This is a genomic window from Pseudomonas sp. LTGT-11-2Z, from assembly GCF_003691445.1.
Taxonomy (GTDB): domain Bacteria; phylum Pseudomonadota; class Gammaproteobacteria; order Pseudomonadales; family Pseudomonadaceae; genus Aquipseudomonas; species Aquipseudomonas monteilii.
Genome location: NZ_CP033104.1, coordinates 2,492,495 through 2,513,013, shown reverse-complemented (window position 1 = coordinate 2,513,013; position 20,519 = coordinate 2,492,495). Strand labels below are relative to the sequence as shown.

The following is a 20,519-nucleotide window of genomic DNA, read 5'->3' as shown; positions in this document are numbered from 1 at the left end:
GAGTGCGTCATGGATTCGATCCTCCGCGCAGCCGGGATGTACGTCGCACTTATGCTGCTGTTTCGCGTAGCCGGACGGCGCTCACTGGCCGACCTGACGACCTTTGACTTCGTCTTGTTGCTGATCATTGGGGAAGCCACCCAGCAGGCACTTCTGGGCGAGGATTTTTCATTCACCAATGCCATGCTGGTAATTGCCACGCTGATCGTTTTGGACGTCGGCCTTTCACTCGCGAAGCTCAACTCCAAGTCCTTGGCCAGGTTTCTGGATGGGCACGCTACCCTGGTTGTTGAAAATGGGCGCTTCCTGCATCACCGCATGCGTCGCGCACGACTCACGGAGGACGATATCCTTGAGTCAGCGCGGGACAGCCAAGGCATCGAGAACATTGAGCAGGTAAAGTTCGCTATCGTCGAACGCAATGGAAAGATTTCGATCATTCCTGCCGAATAAGGCACGGAGCTCCACCTCTCAGGCCTTTTAGAGTGCAAATATCGCCTGGCTATGGTCGATGGTAGGGATGGGCATCAGTTCGCGCCGGGATACCAGCCAGGCCCGCATCCGCTCGGTATCAAAAATCTGACCCTCTTCCATCATCACCAGAATGAGCGCTTGGGACATTCGGTAACAGCCGCATTTAGAACAGCGTCGCTCTTCCCATCCACCGGTGCATTCGACGGACTCAGCTTGCCCAGCGCAAATCAGACAACTCATGTAAGCCCCCTTTTGTTCTTGTTCCTTGCAGGGTAATGCGAGGGCACAAAGCTCCCTTGTGTCCCGCTTTACATGAGATATTCATGCCAATCCTAAATTCCCTCTATTTGCGCAACGCTCACATAAGACGAACCAGACGCCAGATAGCCATGTCGGAATCAGAACACATGATCTCGAAGGCACACCGATGGAAAGAGAACCGGTAGAAGCTCAACAGGGTGCACCTGAGCGAGATGAGGGTGGCTGGTTGCCCCTGGAGCAGTATGGTGCACTCGGGGATGGGCGTTCCGTGGCACTGATTGGTCTGGACGGTTCCATCGACTGGTGGTGTGTGCCGCACATGGATTCACCTCCCCTGTTCGACAAGCTGCTGGCTCCGCAAACAGGAGGCTACTTTTCCATTACCCCCAACGAGCCGTTCGTTGCTGAGCGGCGCTACCTGCCAGGCAGCAACGTCCTCGAGACACTCTTCATCACCCACGAGGGTCGTGCGCGGCTGACCGAGTCCTTGAACAGTGGCCCCGCTGGGCGTTTACCTTGGGCCGAACTTGCCAGGCGCCTCGAATGTGTCGAGGGTACGGTCGATTTCGAGTTAGCCATCGACTTCGGAACCCAAGCCGACACGGTAAGCCCCTACGTGGCGCCGAATGACAATGCCTGCGTTTTTCATGCGGGCCGAATACTCGGCATGTTCCTGCACGACCATCAGGTGCACATCGAACGCAAGGATGACATGGGCGTGCGTGCTGTCCTTAGCCTTGCAGCAGGACAACGCTCAGTGGTCGCAATCATCGCAGGACGAGATGAGCCCCTGGTGGTGCCCCCATTGGCCTTGATCGATGAACGCATCGACGGCTCGCACAGTGAGTGGTGCCAATGGTCGAAGGGGCTGGTCTACGACGGCCCGTACCAAAACCATGTAGTCCGTAATGCGCTGGCCCTCAAGCTTCTGTTGTCCTCTCCAAGTGGCTCGATCATGGCGGCAGCGACCTCATCCCTTCCCGAGCGGATTGGTGGCAGCAAAAACTACGATTACCGCTTCGCCTGGATACGCGACGCCAGCTACACCATCGAAGCGTTTCTGGGCATCGGCGCACAGCCGGAAGCCAAGGCTGCCTTCACCTGGTTGCTGCGCCGCCTGAGTGAACATGGGCCACGGGTGTTTTATACCTTGGACGGGGCCATTGGTGATTGCGTGCGCCAGGTTGATCTCCCTGGTTACAAAAACTCGCCTCCAGTCGTTGGCAACGACGCGCGCGACCAGCTGCAGCATGGCGTGTTCGGCGACATTTTCGAAACCGCCCGTTGCTTCATCGACAGCGGCAACATTCTTGATTCCCCGAGCGCCATGCTCCTCTCAGGCCTTGCCGACCAGTGCGCCGACTGTTGACGTCAGCAGGACGCCGGTATCTGGGAGTTGCCGGAAAAGCAGCACTACACGATGTCCAAGATCAGTTGCTGGCAAGCCTTGAGCCGGGCCATCGAACTGGCAGATGGCGGCCACCTTCCCACCACCTGCCGGGAACGCTGGGATCGCGAGCGCCAGCGCATCCAGGCATGGATCGAGGCGCACTGCTGGAGCGAGGAGCGCCAAGCCTACCTGTTCTATCCAGACAGCGACCGGCTGGACGCCTCACTGGCACTGGCGGTCAGGTTCGGTTACCCCAGCAAACAACGTATGCGCAGCACACTGCAAGCCATTGACCATGATCTGGGGGCGGGCGCTTTCCATTATCGCTACACCGATGCACAGGAAGAGGAAGGTTGCTTCCTGGCCTGCACATTCTGGTTGATCGAAGCCTCGGCAATCCTCGGCCAGCAAGAACATGCCGTAGCCGCCTATGCAGATGCTTTGCAAGGGCTATCACACGGGGTAGGCATCTACTCGGAGATGATCGATCCGCAGACTGGACAGTATCTGGGCAACCTTCCTCCGGGCTTGACTCACCTGGCAGCCCTCAAAGCCGCAATGGCTATTGGAGGTTGCCATCCTGAACGATGACGCCAGCCATCATCTGCGTTGAACCGTCTCGCTTAGCGGCTACTCAACCAGAGGCAAGTTCTTACATCCAATCCGTGATGAGGTAACGCCATGAACGCTATCGACTTACTGATTCAAGACCACAAGTTGGTAAAGAAGCTGCTCGAAGAGCTGTCGACCACCACCGAGCGAGCAGTGAAAAAACGGGCCGATCTACTCCACAGGATCGAGCAGGAGCTGCAGATTCACACCGCGCTCGAAGAAGAAATTCTATATCCGGCCATCAAGGAAGCGGGTGGCAAGGAAGAAGCGAAAATGTACTACGAGGCCAAGGAAGAACACCGGACTGTTGACTCCCTCGTCCTACCCGACCTGCTGCATACCGAAACCGGCACCGTCGAATTCGCCGGGAGAGTCAAGGTCATGAAAGAGCTGTTGGAGCATCACATCGAGGAAGAAGAAGGCGAGCTCTTCCCCACCGCGAAGAAGCTGCTCAGCAAGGATATCCTCGAGGAGCTTGGGCAAACCATGGAAATGCAGAAAAAGATGCTCAAGGGCGAGCGCCGAGCCGCTTAGTGGAGCCATCACCTGCCAGCTCTCTGGAAGCTGGCAGGTGATTAGCTTCAGATACCCATCATCATTTGGAAGGTTTCATGGAATATTGGATTGGGTTACTTGAATGGCCTGCCATGGTGATGACCGTGCTGGCAGCCTGGTGCATCGGTTCGCGCCGTCCGGGTAGAAGAAAGATTGGATTCTGCTGTTTCATCGCAAGCAACGTGCTGTGGGCTGTGTGGGGCTGGCAAGCACAAGCCTGGGCTCTGATCATCTTACAGTTCTGCCTCTGCGCGATGAATCTGCGAGGGTGGCGGAAGAACACGCAACTGGAAATTGCCGGGTGATAACGCCCTGACAAGCCGGTGAAGGGTTGCTTTAAAACATGCAGGTTGCCCTTCTCACCAAGCTTCCGTCCCTGGAAGCAGTGAGAGCGGATCACGCAGCAGGCTTGAGCACCACTTTCGTCCAGCCATCATCCCGCGCATCGAAGTGCTTGTAGGCATCTGGGCCTTCGGCCAATTTCAAACGATGGGAAATGATATGCGAGGGCTTGGCGCGCCCATGATGGATAAGCTCTGCCAGGCGGCGATTGTAGGCCTTTACATTCGCCTGACCTGTCCGGATCTGTTGGCCCTTGAACCAGAACGCACCGAAGTCGAAGGCCATCTTGCCCTCCTTCGCCAGTTCGTTTTTCGCTCCAGGATCTTCTGGCACAAACACCCCAACCACGCCGATGCCGCCAGTGGCCTTGGTTGAAGCGACCAAGTTGTTCATGGTGAGGTAGTTCGCTTCATGGCCATGCTTGTCGCAGCACTGGTAACCGACGCACTCACAGCCCCGGTCGGTGCCTTTGCCGTGGGTAAGGTTCATGATCTCTTCCACTGCTCTTTGCTCGACTGCGTTGATGGGAGTTGCCCCAAGCTGCGCGGCAAGCTGTAGGCGATCCGGCTGGTTGTCGATGACGAAAACCTGGGACGCGCCTTTGATGATTGCCGAATGCGCCGCCATCAGGCCAACAGGCCCTGCGCCGTAAATCGCAATGCTCTCACCAGGAAGCAGTCCGGCCAGCTCAGTTGCATGCCAACCAGTAGGGAAAATATCCGAGAGCATGACGTAGTCATCTTCTCGTTCCTGGGCGTCCTCAGGCAGCACCAGGCAGTTGAAATCCGCATACGGAACGCGGAGCAGTTCCGCCTGACCGCCTTGGTAGGGCCCCATCTCAGCAAAGCCGTAAGCGGCGCCGGCAGAACCGGGATTGGCTGTCAGGCAGAATCCCGTGAGCCCTTTTTCGCAGTTCTCACAGAACCCGCAGCCGATGTTGAATGGCAGGCAGACGCGATCACCAATTTTGACCCGGTCGACTCCGGCGCCCACCTCAATCACTTCGCCGAGGTTTTCATGGCCAAAAACTCGACCTGTCTCGAAAGACGTGCGGCCTTCGTACATGTGCAGGTCAGAACCGCAGATGTTGGTCGTGGTGATACGCACCAGTACGTCGGTGGGCTTCTCGATTTTTGCGTCAGAAACATCCTTGACCGCGACGTCACGTGGGCCGTTGTACACGATGGCTTTCATGTTGAACTCCCAAAGTCAGGGGCGACGGAAAAGCGCCCTACTCTGTTCAGGTGAATCCAACGTCAGTACGTTCATCGTGTTGATTGTAGAGGCAGACCGGTGGCGCTAAATGCTGTCGCTCCCACCGGAACAGGGATCGCGTGAGCTATGAGGTTGGAAGCGAGACTCTGAATACAGTGCCAGATTGCACACTGGATTTGACATCGATGGACCCACCATCTGAATCGCCCCTGGTTTCGTAGACACCTCCAAGCCTCATAATGAGGCCCAAATAGGAGGTGCCATGAGTCGTCAGCGTTACCCTGAAGAATTCAAGATCGAAGCGGTCAAGCAAGTGACCGAGAAAGGCAAGCCTGTCGCTGAGGTCGCCCAGCGCCTGGGCATGTCCGTGCACAGCCTTTACGCCTGGATCAAGGTCTACAGCAAGCCCCAAGAGCAGCGTCAGCAAGACAATGATCAGCAGGCTGAACTGCGCAAGCTGCGCGCTGAACTCAAGCGCGTGACGGAAGAGCGAGACATCTTAAAGAAGGCCGCCGCGTACTTTGCCAAGGAGTGCGGCTGAAGTACGCCTTCATCAAGAAGCACTCGACGGATTACCCGGTGCGGCGTCTTTGCCAAACCCTCAAGGTGCATCCCAGCGGCTACTACGCTTGGTTGGCGGAGCCTCAATCTGCCCGAGCAAAAGAAGATCATCGTCTGCTTGGTTTGATCAAACATGCTTGGCTCGAAAGCGGAGGTGTGTACGGCTATCGCAAAATTCATGGTGACCTGCGTGAGCTGGGAGAGACATGCGGGCGAAATCGAGTCGGTCGTTTGATGCAAGCAGAGGGGTTGCGTTCGCAAACGGGTTATCGCCGTCGTCCTGGGTTTTATGGCGGAAAACCAACCGTGGCCTCGCCCAACCACCTTGCCCGGCAGTTCAAGGTCAGCGAGCCGAACAAGGTCTGGGTGACCGATATCACTTACATCCGCACCTATGAAGGATGGCTTTATCTGGCGGTAGTGCTGGATCTCTTCTCACGCCAAGTAATTGGTTGGTCAATGAAGCCAAGGATGTGCAGCGACCTTGCTATCGACGCGATGCTGATGGCCGTTTGGCGACGCAAACCCAAAACGTCGACACAGCAGTGCTATGCAGCTGTCTCCAGTAGAGTATGAGAAACGCTATTTCCTGAGCTTGGAGAGTGTCTAGGAAACCAGGGGCGATTCACTGCAGTCCTTGGCCGACAACAAAGTCTGGCTGTCCACCCCGGTCTCCTTCAATGATCCGTTTGACTGCGCCATCAACCTCGACCGCAGCAAGCTGGCAGAGTCCGTAGCCCACGCGGTCGAAAAAGCCACACAAAATGCTGAGGTGGAGGACTCACTTAAGGTGCCGAGCGAGGAGGACGAGCTTGCCTATGAGCGGCTTCGCGACGGACTCGGCTCGCTCATGCAGAACATTGGTGTGTTCTGCCTCAGCGAGGCACCCGATGAAATTCTGATGTGGTCTCACTACGCCGAGAACCACAAGGGCTTCTGCATCGAGTACAAAATCGATGAGACCTCCCCGCTGACGACCATGGCCAGACCGGTGAAGTACACCGATGTATACCCGTCACTGTCCGTGAAGAACCTGCATGCCGGCGCCACGGAGGCTTTTCTGGAGGCCTGCCTGTTCACCAAGGCCAAGCAATGGAGCTACGAGAAGGAATGGCGAGCAATCATGGATGTTGGCGGGAAGCTTTATCAAGCTCCAGCCCCCGTCTCCGCCATCATCTTCGGCGCGCGTATGCCTGAGGCCGATAAGCGAGATGTCTACGAGATTCTTCGCCTTACACCCGGAATCGAATTCCGGGAAGCGTTCCTCCTTGATAGCTTCTTTGGACTCGGTTTCCGTCCGTACGTAACTGAAGACAACCGATAAGGTCGTTCAGGGCTAGGGGAGCTGGAAGCTTTGGCCTTGCTCATACCCCGCTCTATTTGCAGTACACCGTCCAGAGCTCATCAACTCGCGTGGTAAAGCTCTGGCTCATCATCTCCCGGCGCATCCAGCTGGGATCGACATGTACGCTCGCCAACCGCATTGTCCCCTACCCCACCTAGCACTCAACGCATCAAGCACGCCCATGAGTTTTGTACTCGCTACCGGCTGGGCAACTGCAAAAAGGTCACCGGTGATCTCGTTCCGCTGACTCAGGTCGAGCAGCAATACCTCTCCTTGCTGTAGCGGAAGCCCTCCCGGTAAACCAGCTCTACCCCCTCCTATGCAGCCTTTGTCAGCAAACGCGTGTCGTCCGTAGCGTATGGCAGGTCGACGAGGATTCCGTTGGCATACTTGGCCTCATTTGGGTTGAACTGGCCCGTGCGGATACTCACCCGTAGCCGCTTGCAGAGTGACTGCTGGGCACGAAGCTTCTCGGCAGCCCTGGACGTATAGGTAGCCACTGCTTCTTTGATCGGAGCCAGCTCGGTCATCCTAGCGCTCTCGTTTGAGTCCACGATGAGATGAATAAGCCCGCACCGGTCTCCGGCGCGGGCTTTTACTTTCCGGGCCTTGGACAGTATCTGACCCGAAAGTACGTCCTTGTGAACTGATGACAGCGTCTTGGCTTTGATTGTGATAGCACTACAAAAAAAGCCCGCCTAAAGGCGGGCTTAAAACGAAGGGGGTAATTCAGCTGGCATCATTGCCAACGTTGATGGCTCAGACCTTCAGCTCATCAAGGACGCTCAGCACAGCTTCGTGTGCGATGCTGATGATGCGATCCACTTCCTGTTCGGTCGTGACAAGAGGAGGAGCAAAGCCCAGGATTTCACCGTGAGGCATAGCACGAGCGATCAAGTTGCGATCACGGGCTGCTTTCGAGATCCGTGCACCAACCTTGAGGGCTGGGTCGAAACGCTTCTTGGTGGCCGGATCCGCTACGAACTCAATGGCGGCCATCATGCCCACACCACGCACTTCGCCGACGATTGGCAGCGAGGAGAAGGTCTCCTGCATCGACTTTTGGAAATACTGGCCAACCTTGTCGACGTGCGCTGGAATGTTCTCACCCTCGACGATGTCGAGCACAGCGTTTGCTGCCGCGACACCGATAGGGTGGCCCGAGTAGGTGTAGCCGTGGGAGAAGGCACCAACGCGATCAGCGCCTTCCTCCATCACCTTGTACACCTTCTCACCAACAATCGAAGCCGACAGCGGTGCGTAGGCAGAAGTCAGGCCTTTAGCTACGGTGATCAGATCAGGCTCGATACCGTACTTGTCGCAGCCGAACATGGCACCAGTACGGCCAAAGCCGGTGATCACTTCGTCAGCGATCAGCAGGATGTCGTACTTTTTCAATACAGGCTGAACAGCAGCCCAGTAGCCTTCTGGCGGAGGGGTAATACCACCGGTTCCGAGCACAGGCTCAGCAATGAATGCGCCGATGGTGTCTGGGCCTTCACGCAGGATGAGCTCTTCGAGTTCACGTGCACGGCGGGCAGAGAATTCCAGCTCAGTCTCACCTGGCTCGGCGCCCCAGTAGTAGTGAGGAGCACCAGTACGCAGGATGCCTGCAATCGGCAGATCCATGTGGTCATGGTAGAACGACATGCCGGTCATGGAACCAGAAACTACGGAGCAACCGTGGTAGCCGCGCTCACGAGCAATGATCTTCTTCTTGTTCGGCTTACCGCGCAGGTTGTTGTAGTACCAGACCAGTTTGGCTTGGGTCTCGTTGGCATCCGAACCGGACATGCCGTAGAAGACCTTGCTCATTTTGCCCGGAGCCATCTTCACCAGGCGGTCAGACAGGCGAGCGAGCTCTTCCGTGGTGTGCGCAGCATAGGTGTGGTAGTACGCCAGCTTGTGGGCTTGCTTGGAGATCGCCTCGGCGACTTCGGTACGGCCATAGCCGACGTTCATGCAGTACAGGCCAGCGAAGCCATCGATGTACTCACGCCCAGTCGCGTCAGTGATAGTGATCCCTTTCGCGGTTTCGATGATTGTTGGATCACCTGCCTTGCCAGAGGCAAAGTCTTTCAGCTGGGTGAACGGGTGGAGCACTGCACCGCGATCTTGTTGGGAGATCAAATCTTGCTTTTGCTTATCCATTTTTCAATCCTCTTGTGATTTTTACAGACCGCCGATGCAGACGTATTTCAGTTCCATGTACTCAGCCAAACCGTGCTTCGAGCCTTCACGGCCCAAGCCCGATTGCTTCCAGCCGCCAAACGGGATTGGTGCGCCGGTGAACTTCGGAGTGTTGAGTGCGACCATGCCGTACTCGAGTCGGTCAGATACTCGGCAGGCACGACGAAGGTCGTTGGTGTACACGTAGGCAGCGAGGCCGAACTCGGTGTTGTTGGCCCTGGTCACTACTTCATCTTCGGAATCGAAGGGCAGGATTGCCGCCACGGGGCCGAAGGTCTCTTCGAAAGCGATGTCCATTTTGTCCGTGACGTCAGCCAGAACAGTCGGAAGGACGAAGCTGCTACCCAAGTGATTGTCGATACCGCCGCAGGTGAGTTTTGCACCCAGCGAGAGAGCATTCGAAATCTGCTCTCGGCACTTGTTGGCAACCGTTACCCTAGTCATTGGGCCGATATCGACGCCCTCTTCAAGGCCATGGCCAACGCGTAACTTCTCGGTGGCCTTGGTGAATTCCTCTACGAATTGACCGTAGATGTTGCGATGCACATAGATGCGATTCGCGCCCAGGCAATCTTGACCTGAGGTTGCGAACTTGGCGCCAATGCAGCCTTCGACAGCCTCAGCAATCGAGGCATCATCGAAGACAATGAACGGAGCATGGCCACCCAGTTCAAGGGATACTTTCTTGACCGTATCCGCAGACTGACGCAGCAGAATCCGACCAACCTCTGTGGAACCGGTGAAACTGAACGCACGGACTGCGGAGGCGGCCAAGAGACGAGCCGACATCTTCGGTGCATCCCCGGTCAGCACCTGGAACACACCACCAGGAATACCAGCTTCTTCAGCCAACCGGGCGAGAGCCAGGGCAGACAGCGGAGTTTCAGGCGCCGGCTTGACGATCATCGGGCATCCAGCCGCCAGTGCAGCAGCAGCCTTGCGGGTGATCATGGCGCTGGGGAAGTTCCAGGGCGTGATGGCCACGGTTACACCAATCGGCTGCAGCTTAGTGACCAACTGGCTGTTCGGGAGATGACTTGGAATTGTCTCGCCGTAGCAACGCTCACCTTCTGCCGCAAACCACTCGACAAAGTTCGCGCCGTAATTGATCTCTCCGCGTGATTCGCTGAGCGGCTTACCTTGCTCGCAGGTCATGATGACCGCCAAATCTTCTTGGTTCTCACGCATCAGTGCTGCCCATTTACGAAGGACTGCACCACGCTGTGTCGGCAAGGTGTTCCGCCAACCATCGAAGGCACGCGAAGCGGCTTCGACGGCCAGATCTACCCAGGACTCGTCGCAATGGGCTACCTGCGCGATCACCTGGTCATTAGCTGGATCAGTGACGTCGAGCGAGCCCTCGCCAGTAACCCAGCGCCCATCAATGTAAGCCCGAGTTTCAAGCAGGTCATTTCGACGAAGCTTATTGAGGGCGGAGGGCGCAAGATCTTTCATTTTTATATGCCTCGAAGAGATAAAGCTGATGTTCGATGAGGATCATTCTATGTCTGGCTTGACGCTGGAAATATGAGTAATCCAGCCCGTGTGCGCAGTAATACTGTGATGTTTTCACAGTTGCGCAGCTTTCCTGCGTCATTTATCAGAGATGCGATTTCAGGTCTGTAGGTGCATAAGAAATGATTGGAACAAAACCAATTAGGTGTAGAAAAACAAAAAAGGCTGCACTTGGCAGCCTTGTTGAAGGGGCAGATGTTTAAGAGATTTTCTCAGCCAGAACTGCGATTGTGTCACCGCACTGCACAAGCCCCGGGAAGTGACGGCAGGCAAGAAGGCCGTCACGTTGGGCCTTGTATTCGGTAGGTGCCACACCTGTTCTTGTGACGTCGTACACTCGAGCAATCACATCGCCTTTGGAGACCTGATCGCCCAGATTGAAGCAGTATTCAATGAGCCCGGCATGCTCGCTTGCAATGAAGCAATTGTCGTCAGGCATATCCAAGAAGATGCTGTCCTGTGCAATATCAAGATCACCCATGACCGCCCCTGCATGAACCAGGAAATTTCGTACCCCGCGCTCTGCAATTTTAATAGTGGTGGAGCTGGCTGTACCCCCACCACCAAGCTCGGTAGTCACAAAGATTTTACCGGCTTCTTCGACAGCCGTATCAAACATGCCCACGCTATCGATTTCCAGCATTTTCATGCTGTAGGGAGCCGCGAAAGCATCCATTGCCCGTTCGCCTTTCTGCTGTTGCAGCTTGTCCGGCAGAATATGAACAGCGGCAAATGGAATGAAGTCCAGAGTCTTGCCGCCAGAGTGGATATCAAGGACGTAATCCGCCAATGGCAACAAGTGTCGCTGGATATAATCAGCAATTTTTTCCGTAACTGTCCCGTCAGCCTTACCTGGGAAGGTACGATTCAGATTCCCGCGATCAATCGGAGAGGTTCTGGAGGCGTTTTTAAAAGCAGGATAGTTCATGAAGGGCAAAATAATGATTCGCCCTCTGACTGTTTCGATGTCCAGTTGATTGGCCAGCTTGGTGAGTGCAATCGGGCCTTCATACTCGTCTCCATGATTGCCGCCAGTGAGGAGCACAGTCGGGCCGATCCCGTTTTTCATGACGGTGATAGGAATCATGATCGCACCCCACGCAGAGTCATCACGTGAGTAAGGCAGCTTCAAGAACCCGTGCGACACCCCTTGTTGGTCGAAATCGATAGTTGGCTTGATGGGACTAGGTTTCATTGCATATTCCTTATTTGTTTGTCGTTCAAGTAGGCTAAGGCTCAGCGCAGCGGCTATGACTCGACCCAACAGGTGTAACCAGTGCGTAGGGGTGGTGCACTACTAGCATTGGCATTTAGCTTTGTTGGCTGACGTATCTGATGTACACTCAGCTAACGCAACTGACACATTTTCATCAAGTATTAGTAGGGGTGAGAAACTCATGGAGCTTGATAGGATTGACTTACGAATTTTAAGTGCCTTGCAAGTCAACAATAGGCTCACCTCTGAAGAGCTTGGTGATTTGGTCGGTTTATCTTCCACGGCCTGCCAGCGCAGGCTTAAGCGCCTGCGCAGTGAAGGGGTCATCGAGAGCGACATCTCCATCATCAACCCTAAAGCGGTTGGAAGGCATGTCACCATGCTGGTGCTGGTCACTTTGGAACGAGAGCGCTCAGACATTATCGATAAGTTCAAGCAGGCCATTAAAAATACTCCTGAGGTCATGAGCGGATCCTATGTCACGGGTGATGCTGACTTTGTACTCCTCGTAACCTCAAAGGATATGGAGGACTACGAGAACTTCACCCGAAGGTTCTTCTACGAAAACAATGACATCAAGAGTTTCAAAACAATGGTCGTGATGGATCGGGTAAAGGCCGGATTCACACTTCCAATTGATGATGCTTAGCACCTCTTGGCTCATCAGGAGGGCTACTCCTGAAGAGCTAGCAGAAATCCTTAATTTGCCTCTCTAACGGCGCTCAGAAAACTGCGGGTACGCTCTTCCTGGGGGGTCTCGAACAGTTGGCCTGGAGCACCTTGTTCATGAATTCGACCCTTGTAGAAGAAGCAAACGCGATCCGCAAACTCCCGAGCAAAGCCCATTTGGTGAGTAACCATAAGCATGGTCAGCTTATGCTCGCTTCCAAGTCGACGGATGACGTTAAGGACTTCACCGCAGAGTTCCGGGTCGAGCGCCGAGGTGACCTCGTCGAAAAGCATGACCTTTGGTCTCATGGCTAGGGCCCGTGCTATCGCGACCCGCTGCTGCTGGCCACCAGACAGTTGCGAAGGGTAATGATCGAGCTTGGCACCCAGTCCAACCATTTCCAGCAACTGCACGGCGCGATCCCTGGCTTCGGCTGGTTTTACACCCAGGACATGGACGGGGGCCTCAGTGACATTTTGCAGCGCAGTACGGTGGGGAAAGAGGTTGAACCCTTGGAATACCATTCCTATTTTGCCCCGGACAGCACGCACGTGCTTCGCGTCGGCTGGAACCAGCTTTCCATTCCTTCCTTGCATGTGAGTCAGCGACTCGCCTTCGACCAGAATGCTCCCCTCATCGATTCCCTCAAGGGTCATCAGCACTCGGAGCAACGTCGATTTACCTGATCCGCTGGGGCCAATGATGGCGACTTTTTCGCCTGCCGAAACATCCAGTTCCAGGCCGTCCAAAACAGTGAAGTTGCCATATCGCTTAGTTACGCTGCGGAAGCTAACCATGGGCTTGCCGATGGCCGGGGACGAAATGGCGCCTGAACTGACACCTGTCAAAATTTCGCTTGGAGCTATCTGAATGTTGGAAACTGGAGAGGTGGTCATTATTTTTGCTCCAAGCGCGCTTCAACGCGGCGTACCAAATAAGCCAGAACAATACTCAGAACAAGGAAGAACACGCCTACCATGGTGATGGGCTCAAGATATCGGAACGTCTCAGAGCCGATGTTCTTTGCTTGCTGCATGATCTCAACGACAGTGATAGCTGAAAGCACAGGTGTATCTTTCAGCATCGCAACCAGGTAGTTGCCAACCGGTGGCAAAATCGGACGGAGAGCTTGGGGTAAAATGATGTTTCGATAGGCAAGCGAAGGACTCATGTTGAGTGCTGTCACTGCTTCCCATTGGCCTCGCGGAACCGCATCAAGGCCGCTTCGATATACCTCTGCCAGATAGCAGGCGTAGTGTAGACCAATGCCTAGCACGCCTACTTGCATTGCTGTCAGGCTAACGCCGTAGTTAGGCAGAACGTAATAAAGAAAATAAACTTGGATCAGTAAAGGTGTACTGCGGATAAATTCGATCACCCCACCTATTGGCCAAGAGATCCATATTCTTGCGCTGCGTCTGCCAATGGCGAGGAACAGTCCAAGAACGATAGCGATTGCAAAGCCCAGCAACGTGACGCCGATTGTGTTAAGAGCTGCCCGGAACAATTCGGGCAAGAGCTGTATTGCATAGTTCCAGTCGAAGAAATTCATCACAGGCTCCCTTGGACACGACCACGGGCCAGATGTCGCTCTAAACGCCGCATTGCCAAGTTAATCGCTTGGGCCATTACGAAGTACATGAGCAGCGCTAGGGCGAAGACCTTGAGAGTCTCGAATGTAGCCTGATCGAGTTGGCGCGCCCTGAAGCTCAAATCTGCAAGCGTTATAAGGGAAACAAGGGATGTGTTTTTCAACAGCTCGATCAGCAGATTAGTTCCAGGCCCCATCGCTGCGAGCAGGGCTTGCGGCAAAATGATGCGACGAAAGCGTGTGAATGGGCCAAAGTTAAGTGCTGTGCAAGCTTCATATTGACCTTTAGCTACCGAATTAATCGCGCCGCGCATTATCTCTGCACCATAAGCGCCAATATGTAGCCCAAGGCCAACGATTGCGACGGTGTAGGGGCTCAGCTCGAGATTGAATGGAGGAAGCGGAAGGACGAAGAAGAGCCAGAACAATTGAACGAGCAGCGACGTACCCCGAAAGATCTCAATGTAGACGACGCAAAACCAGCGGAGCGGTCTCCATGTCGACATTTTGCCGAGTGCCGCCAGGGTCGCTGCAACGATGGCCAGGAGAGATCCGAAGAAGGTGATCTGCAGGGTAACCCATGCGCCCTGGAGCATAAGTGGTAGTAAATCTGCCATTTGACTCTACCTCACGTTAAATCAGCCAAAGGCGCGGCAGTGGGTTTGACGCGCCGATTTGGATGCAGTGTTACTGCCCGCAGAGCTCCGCAGCTGTTTTCGTAGTGAGGTTGCTCTTGTCGAATCCGAATGGCGCCACTGTTTTCAGGTGTTCTTCACTACCGAGCCATTTCTTGAGCTGGGCATTGACCTGGTCACGAAGCTCCTTGTCTTCCGGTCTGAAGGCCAAGGCACCGTAGCCGATATGGGAAGGGTCATCTTTGAAGTCGGTCATGGCCTCTACCGAATCACCGCCTTTGGCCGCGAGCCCTTTCATCGTGAGCTGTGTGCCTACAGCAGCATCTGCCCGCTTGGCACGAACTGCCTGCAGCTGAGCCGTGGTATCTGGAACCTGGAGGATTTGTTCGTCTTTCACGCCAGAGTCACGGGCGTACTGGAGCTCCACGGTGCCCGCCATAATGGCCAGCTTCACTTCTGGGTTCTTTGCGACATCTTCGTAGCTGAACAGCTCCTTGGGATTGCCTTTCGGCACCAGGAGCGCGTCAGGGAGCTGGTAGTGAGGGTCGGTGAACAAGACCTGCTTGCAGCGGGCTGGAGTGATGTACATGCCGGCTGCGATAGCATCGAAACGACCAGCTCGCAGGCCAGGAATCAGCGATCCCCATTCGGTGAGTACACCATTGACGTCCTTGATCCCCAACTGCTTGAAAATCGCGGTGGCGATTTCAGGCGACTCGCCCGTGACTTTTCCATCGGTTCCGGTATAGGCGAAAGGCGTTTCGTTGGCATAGCCAATCCGAACACTGCCCTGCTCTTTGAGAGAGTCGAGGGTTGTAGCTGCGTGTGCGGATACGGCGATGCTCGCAATGGCACACGCCAGGGTCAGGCGTTGAGCGACTGCGGAAAGCGAAGTGACCAAGTTCATCAAAAATCTCCCTCTATTGTAATTGGCCCGCGTGGCGCGGAGTTTTGGGCAGATAGAAGATCACGCTGCAGCGCCGCTATTTTTGGAATTGATAGCGGTAGCTTGAAGAAGACCCAAGCCTTCCTCGGAAGCGTGAGATGAGCATACAAAAGGCTTTCCGTGACGAGCATTGCACTAGGACAATTGATCTCAACATGTTGTAACGTCCATGCTGTAGGCCGTGGCTTAGGAGCAAGCATAGCGATGATGGAAAAATGGCGGGAAGCGGTTGAGCACGCCCGTGGCGGCGAGTCCAAGTACAAGATTCTTGTCCAAGCGATCAGCTCGGACATCGAGCAGCATAAGCTGGCGGATGATCAGCGCCTGCCACCTCAACGGCAGGTTGCCGATGCCTTGGGGATCAGTGTCCAAACCGTGACAAACGCCTACAAGGAACTCGAGCGCCAAGGGCTAGTAAGGTGCGAAGTGGGTCGCGGGAGTTTCGTTTCTCGGCGAATGAGTGACCGTGTAGCAAGCTACATTCTCGATGCTCCCGAGCGCGCACTCGTCGATCTATCCACCGCCCGAATCATTCACACCCCAGAGCATGACAGGTACTGGCGAGAAACATGCGCCGAGCTTGCTAATGAGGTCGATCAAAGCTGGATCCGACTGTGCCGACCTGTAGCGGGCTTCGATGCTCATCGTGATGCCGCCTGTCATTGGCTTGGGCGTCTTGGCTTGCCAGGGCTGGCTCGAGAAGATGTGTTGATCACAAATGGGGCGGCCCACGGGCTATTCCTGGCGCTGGCCTCCCTTGCAGGCCCTGATGACCTGGTGCTCTGTGAAGGCATGACCGATCACGGTGTCATTGGGAACTCTCAAGTCCTCGGCTTCAATCTGAAAGGCCTAGACACTGATCGTGACGGGATTGATCCCGAGCACTTTGAGGACATCTGCAGCAACGAGCGCGTTACGGCCCTGGTATGCACGCCGAACCTTAATAACCCGACCAGCGCGTTGATGCCCAATAGCCGCAGGAAAGAGATAGCCTCCATCGCTCGTCGCTTCGGTGTCCACATTATTGAGGATGACGTCTACGGCCCCCTGCTTAACCAATACGAAGGCCCTCCAATCAGCTCATATGCCCCCGAGCTCTCGTTTTACTGCACCAGCATGACGAAGTCAGTTCTGACTGGGCTACGAATCGGGTTCCTCAAAGTACCTAAACGACTGGCGCTGCGAACAGAAAGCATCCTTCGCGTGACGAGCTGGATGGCAGCCCCCATGCTTGCCGAGGTTGCCGCACGGTGGATTATGGATGGGAGGGCCGACACATTGATCCAATTGCAGCGAAGGCTCCTAGAGACACGCCAGAAGCTGGTAGCAGACGAGATGGGGCGCTACCTCTATTGCCATCGCCCTCATTCGTTAAACGCTTGGCTGAATGTGCCAGCACATTGGGATGTTTCCAGCCTGGTGCGCACACTACGACAACAGCATATTGCGGTTACGTCACCGGAGCCGTTCACCGTTCGGGGGGTGACCCCAGCACGCGGCATCCGGCTTTGCATCGGCGCTGAAACGAGTGAAAGCGAGCTATCCCAGGCCCTGAAAACCATGCGGATGACTTTTGAACAATACCCAGGAGTCCATGACTTCTGACCGTTTGACACAAATCTGAAAAAACGCCACCGGATTGCCCTAGTACATTCATTATGACAATCAGCGGCTCGTAGACTCCGAAAAAACAATCGTTCGGTGGTCTACCATGCCGGCAGTGACAGTTCGAGAGGCCCTCATCGCCCGGGATCGCATTAAGCACCTGGTGCGCGAAACGCGAATGGAGCTCTCTCCAAGCCTCTCCGACTTCATGAAAGTGCCCGTGTACCTCAAGCTGGAATGCCACCAGGCGACTGGTAGCTTCAAGCTGAGAGGGGCCACGAACGCGATTGCGGGCCTTACCTCTCAACAGCGTGCTCTGGGAGTAGTAACCGCTTCAACGGGCAATCATGGTCGTGCCCTTTCCTATGCCGCAGCTGCCGCCGGCGTTCGCGCTACCGTGTGCCTTTCAAGGCTTGTCCCATCCAACAAGGTGGCTGCGATTCGTGCGCTGGGCGCCGCCGTGCAGGTGGTTGGTAACTCTCAAGACGATGCTCAGTTCGAAGCTGCCCGTCTTGCTCAAGAAGAGGGCCTTACCTTCATCCCTCCTTTCGATCACCAGGACGTAATTGCAGGCCAAGCCACTTTGGGTCTGGAGATCGCTGAGCAACTCCCTTCCGTTTCGCAGGTACTCATACCGCTTTCGGGTGGAGGACTTTTCTCCGGCGTGTCCTTGGCGCTCAAAGCACTACTTCCTCAGGTGAAAACCCATGGTGTGAGCATGAGGCTTGGCGCAGCAATGGCACAGAGCCTCGAGGCTGGAAAGCCCGTGAATGTTGAGGAAGTAGCCACGCTGGCCGACTCGCTCGGTGGCGGAATTGGTCTGCGAAACCAATACACATTTGAACTCACCCGTCGATTCATCGACCGAGTGATTTTGCTCAATGAAGACTCAATCGCGGATGCGATGCTCCATGCCTACTTAGAAGAACGGCTCGTCATTGAGGGAGCGGGAGCGGTAGGTATCGCAGCTCTGCTTACCAGGCAGGTTGAAGCTCAAGGGCCAATCGTGATCGTCGTGAGCGGTGGGAATGTCGACATGGCTCAACACCAACGCATCATCCTGGAAGCTGTGCGCGACCGCCGCCCAGCACGTGCTTAAAGAGGTGCCATGTGAGCGAAGTCCTTCTGCTTAACCAACGCGAAATCCGTGAGTGCGTAACGCTCGATACAGACAGTATCGATGTAGTGGAAAACGCATTTGCATCGCTGGCCAGAGGCAAAGTGGTCATGCCGCCAATCCTCCGGTTAGACATCTCCGAGCACAATGGCGAGGTGGACGTCAAAACCGCTTACCTGCCAGACCTTGAGAATTTCGCTATCAAGGTCAGTCCAGGCTTCTTCAACAATCCTGGTCTAGGCCTACCAAGTCTGAACGGCATGATGATGCTGCTCTCTGGACGCACTGGACTTCTCCAGGCGCTCCTACTCGACAACGGATACCTCACTGCCGTTAGGACAGCAGCTGCTGGGGCTGTGGCTGCACGTTGGCTCGCCCGCCAGGACAGTGAAGAGGTTGCCCTTCTTGGTGCAGGAGAACAGGCCGAGCTTCAACTCAAAGCGCTCCTTCTTGTGCGGGATATCAAGCGAGTTCGGGTATGGGCTAGGAGTTCCGCAAAAGCGCAGCAACTGGCCTTGCAGCTATCGAGCCTCTACGGCCTGGAAGCCACTGCCGCAGAGTCGGTCGATGAAGCAATGTCGAGCGCTGACATTGCAGTCACCTGCACGCCAAGCAATCAACCAATTTTACATCGCAGGCACTTGCGGCCCGGTCTCCATATCACGGCTATGGGGGCAGACACTGAACACAAAAACGAGGTTGCTCCTGAGGTAGTAGCAGCAGTCGATCACTACGTTGCGGATCGAGTCAGCCAGACGGCAACACTTGGAGAACTCCATCACGCGATCAACGCTGGTGTTGCACAAGACCTTCGTGTGTACGCCGAACTGGGTCAGGTGATCCTTGGAGATCGCGTCGGAAGGTTGACTCCAACCGACGTAACTCTTTGCGATCTCACCGGCACAGGCGTTCAGGACACAGCGATTGCGAACCTGGCTTTTTCCAGAGCAATCAGCACAGGCAAAGGCTTGCTCTACAACAACTGAATCACCAGGCAACACAATAAAACCATACCCCAATCATGAGGGATCGATCATGTCTGAAATTGTTGTGAACCTTCCGTTTACACGGGAGGAGTACGCCCAGCGTATCGCCAAAGTCCGTGCAGAAATGCAGGCTAGGAACATTGAGCTGCTGCTGGTTACTGACCCTTCGAACATGGCTTGGCTGACCGGCTACGACGGTTGGTCGTTCTACGTCCACCAGTGCGTACTGCTGGCCATGGAAGGTGAGCCTGTTTGGTATGGCCGCAACCAAGACGCTAACGGCGCTCGACGTACTGTCTTCATGAAGCAAGACAACATTGTCGGCTACCCCGATATCTACGTTCAGTCGACTGAACGGCACCCAATGGACTACCTCTGCAAAGAGGTGATCCAGGCGCGTGGCTGGGATTCGCTCACTATCGGCGTTGAGCTGGACAACTACTACTTCAGCGCTGCTGCATACCTGGCACTGCAGCAGCATCTGCCCAAGGCCAAGTTCGTCAACGCGAACGCGCTCGTAAACTGGCAGCGTGCGGTGAAGTCCCAGCAAGAAATTTCCTACATGCGTGTGGCTGCTCGAATCGTCGAAAAGATGCATGACCGCATCTTGGAACGCATTGAGCCCGGCATGCGGAAGAACGAGCTGGTTGCTGACATCTATGCCAGTGGCATTCTCGGTGTCGATGGCTATGGCGGGGACTACCCGGCCATCGTGCCGCTGCTTCCTACCGGAGCAGACGCTAGCGCCCCACACCTGACCTGGGATGACTCTCCATTCAAGGTCGGCGCCGGCACCTTCTTCGAAATCGCCGGCTGCTACAAGCGCTATCACTGCCCGCTGTCCCGAACTGTTTACCTGGGCAAGCCACCGCAGCATTTCATCGACGGCGAGAAAGCAGTCGTCGAAGGTATCGCTGCCGGCCTCGAGGCCGCCAAGCCTGGCAACACCACTGGTGATATCGCACGTGCCTTCTTCGGCGTGCTTGAGAAGTTCGATATCCACAAGGACAGCCGTTGCGGTTACCCAATCGGTATCAGCTATCCACCAGATTGGGGCGAGCGCACCATGAGCCTGCGCCCGAGCGACAACAGCGTGCTCAAACCTGGTATGACCTTCCACTTCATGCCTGGCCTATGGATGGATGATTGGGGGCTCGAGATTACCGAGAGCATCCTGATCACTGATACTGGGGTCGAGACGTTCTGCTCGACTCCTCGCAAGCTTTTCGTCAAGGACTGACGAAAAGTTTGCAAGTCGCTGGAGTTATAGTGCCACGGCTATCTTCAGCGACA

The 20,519-nt window shown here is 55.4% G+C and carries 18 protein-coding genes and 3 pseudogenes; 11 read left to right on the top strand and 10 right to left on the bottom strand.

Annotated features, from left to right (window positions below; all coding sequences use genetic code 11):
• Window positions 1-9 precede the first annotated feature (9 nt).
• Window positions 10-453 (top strand): DUF421 domain-containing protein, encoded by a 444-nt coding sequence (locus D8767_RS11665; RefSeq protein WP_016711386.1) that lies wholly within the window; start codon window positions 10-12, stop codon window positions 451-453.
• A gap of 27 nt (window positions 454-480) precedes the next feature.
• On the opposite strand, the gene D8767_RS28705 is transcribed toward D8767_RS11665, so the two are convergent.
• Window positions 481-621, bottom strand: coding sequence for a hypothetical protein (locus D8767_RS28705; RefSeq protein ID WP_016711387.1), 141 nt, complete (start codon window positions 619-621; stop codon window positions 481-483).
• A 340-nt stretch (window positions 622-961) separates the two neighbouring features.
• On the opposite strand from D8767_RS28705, the pseudogene D8767_RS29450 reads away from it, so the two are divergent.
• The 3 genes and pseudogenes from D8767_RS29450 to D8767_RS11650 all read left to right on the top strand — a co-directional run bounded on the left by D8767_RS29450 (window position 962) and on the right by D8767_RS11650 (window position 3,597).
• Window positions 962-2,716: pseudogene (locus D8767_RS29450) on the top strand (glycoside hydrolase family 15 protein).
• A 90-nt stretch (window positions 2,717-2,806) separates the two neighbouring features.
• Entirely contained in the window at window positions 2,807-3,271 is a 465-nt protein-coding gene (locus D8767_RS11655) for a hemerythrin domain-containing protein (protein WP_016711390.1), read from the top strand.
• A 77-nt stretch (window positions 3,272-3,348) separates the two neighbouring features.
• A complete protein-coding gene (locus D8767_RS11650; protein ID WP_016711391.1) occupies window positions 3,349-3,597 on the top strand; it encodes a hypothetical protein in 249 nt (82 codons plus the stop codon).
• Window positions 3,598-3,688: 91 nt separating this feature from the next.
• Here D8767_RS11650 and D8767_RS11645 read toward each other — a convergent pair whose 3' ends face one another.
• On the bottom strand, window positions 3,689-4,828 hold the full coding sequence (locus tag D8767_RS11645) for a glutathione-independent formaldehyde dehydrogenase (RefSeq protein WP_016711392.1): 1,140 nt from the start codon (window positions 4,826-4,828) through the stop codon (window positions 3,689-3,691).
• A 283-nt stretch (window positions 4,829-5,111) separates the two neighbouring features.
• Between D8767_RS11645 and D8767_RS11640 the strand changes: the two are divergent.
• A pseudogene (locus D8767_RS11640) lies at window positions 5,112-5,941 on the top strand (IS3 family transposase); the annotation flags it as partial.
• Between the two features lie 106 nt (window positions 5,942-6,047).
• Entirely contained in the window at window positions 6,048-6,734 is a 687-nt protein-coding gene (locus D8767_RS11635; RefSeq protein WP_023048447.1) for a DUF2971 domain-containing protein, read from the top strand.
• A 52-nt stretch (window positions 6,735-6,786) separates the two neighbouring features.
• Here D8767_RS11635 and D8767_RS11630 read toward each other — a convergent pair.
• From D8767_RS11630 to doeB, 4 genes and pseudogenes are all read right to left on the bottom strand, one after another.
• Window positions 6,787-7,288: pseudogene (locus D8767_RS11630) on the bottom strand (DUF4113 domain-containing protein); the annotation flags it as partial.
• A 226-nt stretch (window positions 7,289-7,514) separates the two neighbouring features.
• Complete coding sequence (locus D8767_RS11625) at window positions 7,515-8,906, bottom strand: aspartate aminotransferase family protein (RefSeq protein WP_010955129.1); 1,392 nt, start codon at window positions 8,904-8,906, stop codon at window positions 7,515-7,517.
• A 21-nt stretch (window positions 8,907-8,927) separates the two neighbouring features.
• Complete coding sequence (locus D8767_RS11620) at window positions 8,928-10,400, bottom strand: NAD-dependent succinate-semialdehyde dehydrogenase (RefSeq protein ID WP_010955130.1); 1,473 nt, start codon at window positions 10,398-10,400, stop codon at window positions 8,928-8,930.
• A 259-nt stretch (window positions 10,401-10,659) separates the two neighbouring features.
• Window positions 10,660-11,655, bottom strand: coding sequence for a N(2)-acetyl-L-2,4-diaminobutanoate deacetylase DoeB (gene doeB, locus D8767_RS11615; RefSeq protein ID WP_010955131.1), 996 nt, complete (start codon window positions 11,653-11,655; stop codon window positions 10,660-10,662).
• Window positions 11,656-11,857: 202 nt separating this feature from the next.
• On the opposite strand from doeB, the gene D8767_RS11610 reads away from it, so the two are divergent.
• Window positions 11,858-12,325 carry an Lrp/AsnC family transcriptional regulator gene (locus tag D8767_RS11610; RefSeq protein ID WP_010955132.1) on the top strand — a complete coding sequence of 156 codons (468 nt, stop codon included), beginning with the start codon at window positions 11,858-11,860 and terminating at the stop codon, window positions 12,323-12,325.
• Between the two features lie 50 nt (window positions 12,326-12,375).
• On the opposite strand, the gene ehuA is transcribed toward D8767_RS11610, so the two are convergent.
• From ehuA to ehuB, 4 genes are all read right to left on the bottom strand, one after another.
• A complete protein-coding gene (ehuA, locus tag D8767_RS11605; protein ID WP_010955133.1) occupies window positions 12,376-13,143 on the bottom strand; it encodes an ectoine/hydroxyectoine ABC transporter ATP-binding protein EhuA in 768 nt (255 codons plus the stop codon).
• A 98-nt stretch (window positions 13,144-13,241) separates the two neighbouring features.
• Window positions 13,242-13,898, bottom strand: coding sequence for an ectoine/hydroxyectoine ABC transporter permease subunit EhuD (ehuD, locus tag D8767_RS11600; RefSeq protein ID WP_023048450.1), 657 nt, complete (start codon window positions 13,896-13,898; stop codon window positions 13,242-13,244).
• The gene (gene ehuC, locus D8767_RS11595) at window positions 13,898-14,554 is read right to left on the bottom strand and encodes an ectoine/hydroxyectoine ABC transporter permease subunit EhuC (RefSeq protein ID WP_023048451.1); all 657 of its coding nucleotides are present in this window, start codon (window positions 14,552-14,554) and stop codon (window positions 13,898-13,900) included. Before ehuC ends, ehuD begins: the two co-directional genes overlap by 1 nt.
• Window positions 14,555-14,624: 70 nt before the next feature.
• Window positions 14,625-15,479: an ectoine/hydroxyectoine ABC transporter substrate-binding protein EhuB gene (gene ehuB / locus D8767_RS11590; RefSeq protein ID WP_010955136.1), complete on the bottom strand. Its 855-nt coding sequence runs from the start codon at window positions 15,477-15,479 to the stop codon at window positions 14,625-14,627.
• Window positions 15,480-15,725: 246 nt separating this feature from the next.
• Between ehuB and D8767_RS11585 the strand changes: the two genes are divergently transcribed.
• The 4 genes from D8767_RS11585 to doeA all read left to right on the top strand — a co-directional run bounded on the left by D8767_RS11585 (window position 15,726) and on the right by doeA (window position 20,466).
• The gene (locus D8767_RS11585; RefSeq protein ID WP_029886623.1) at window positions 15,726-17,123 is read left to right on the top strand and encodes a PLP-dependent aminotransferase family protein; all 1,398 of its coding nucleotides are present in this window, start codon (window positions 15,726-15,728) and stop codon (window positions 17,121-17,123) included.
• Window positions 17,124-17,229: 106 nt separating this feature from the next.
• Window positions 17,230-18,222, top strand: coding sequence for a hydroxyectoine utilization dehydratase EutB (gene eutB, locus D8767_RS11580; RefSeq protein WP_010955138.1), 993 nt, complete (start codon window positions 17,230-17,232; stop codon window positions 18,220-18,222).
• 11 nt (window positions 18,223-18,233) lie between these two features.
• Window positions 18,234-19,226, top strand: a complete 993-nt coding sequence (eutC, locus tag D8767_RS11575) for an ectoine utilization protein EutC (protein ID WP_029886622.1) — start codon at window positions 18,234-18,236, stop codon at window positions 19,224-19,226.
• Between the two features lie 49 nt (window positions 19,227-19,275).
• Entirely contained in the window at window positions 19,276-20,466 is a 1,191-nt protein-coding gene (gene doeA, locus D8767_RS11570) for an ectoine hydrolase DoeA (protein ID WP_023048454.1), read from the top strand.
• The last annotated feature ends 53 nt before the right edge of the window (window positions 20,467-20,519 follow it).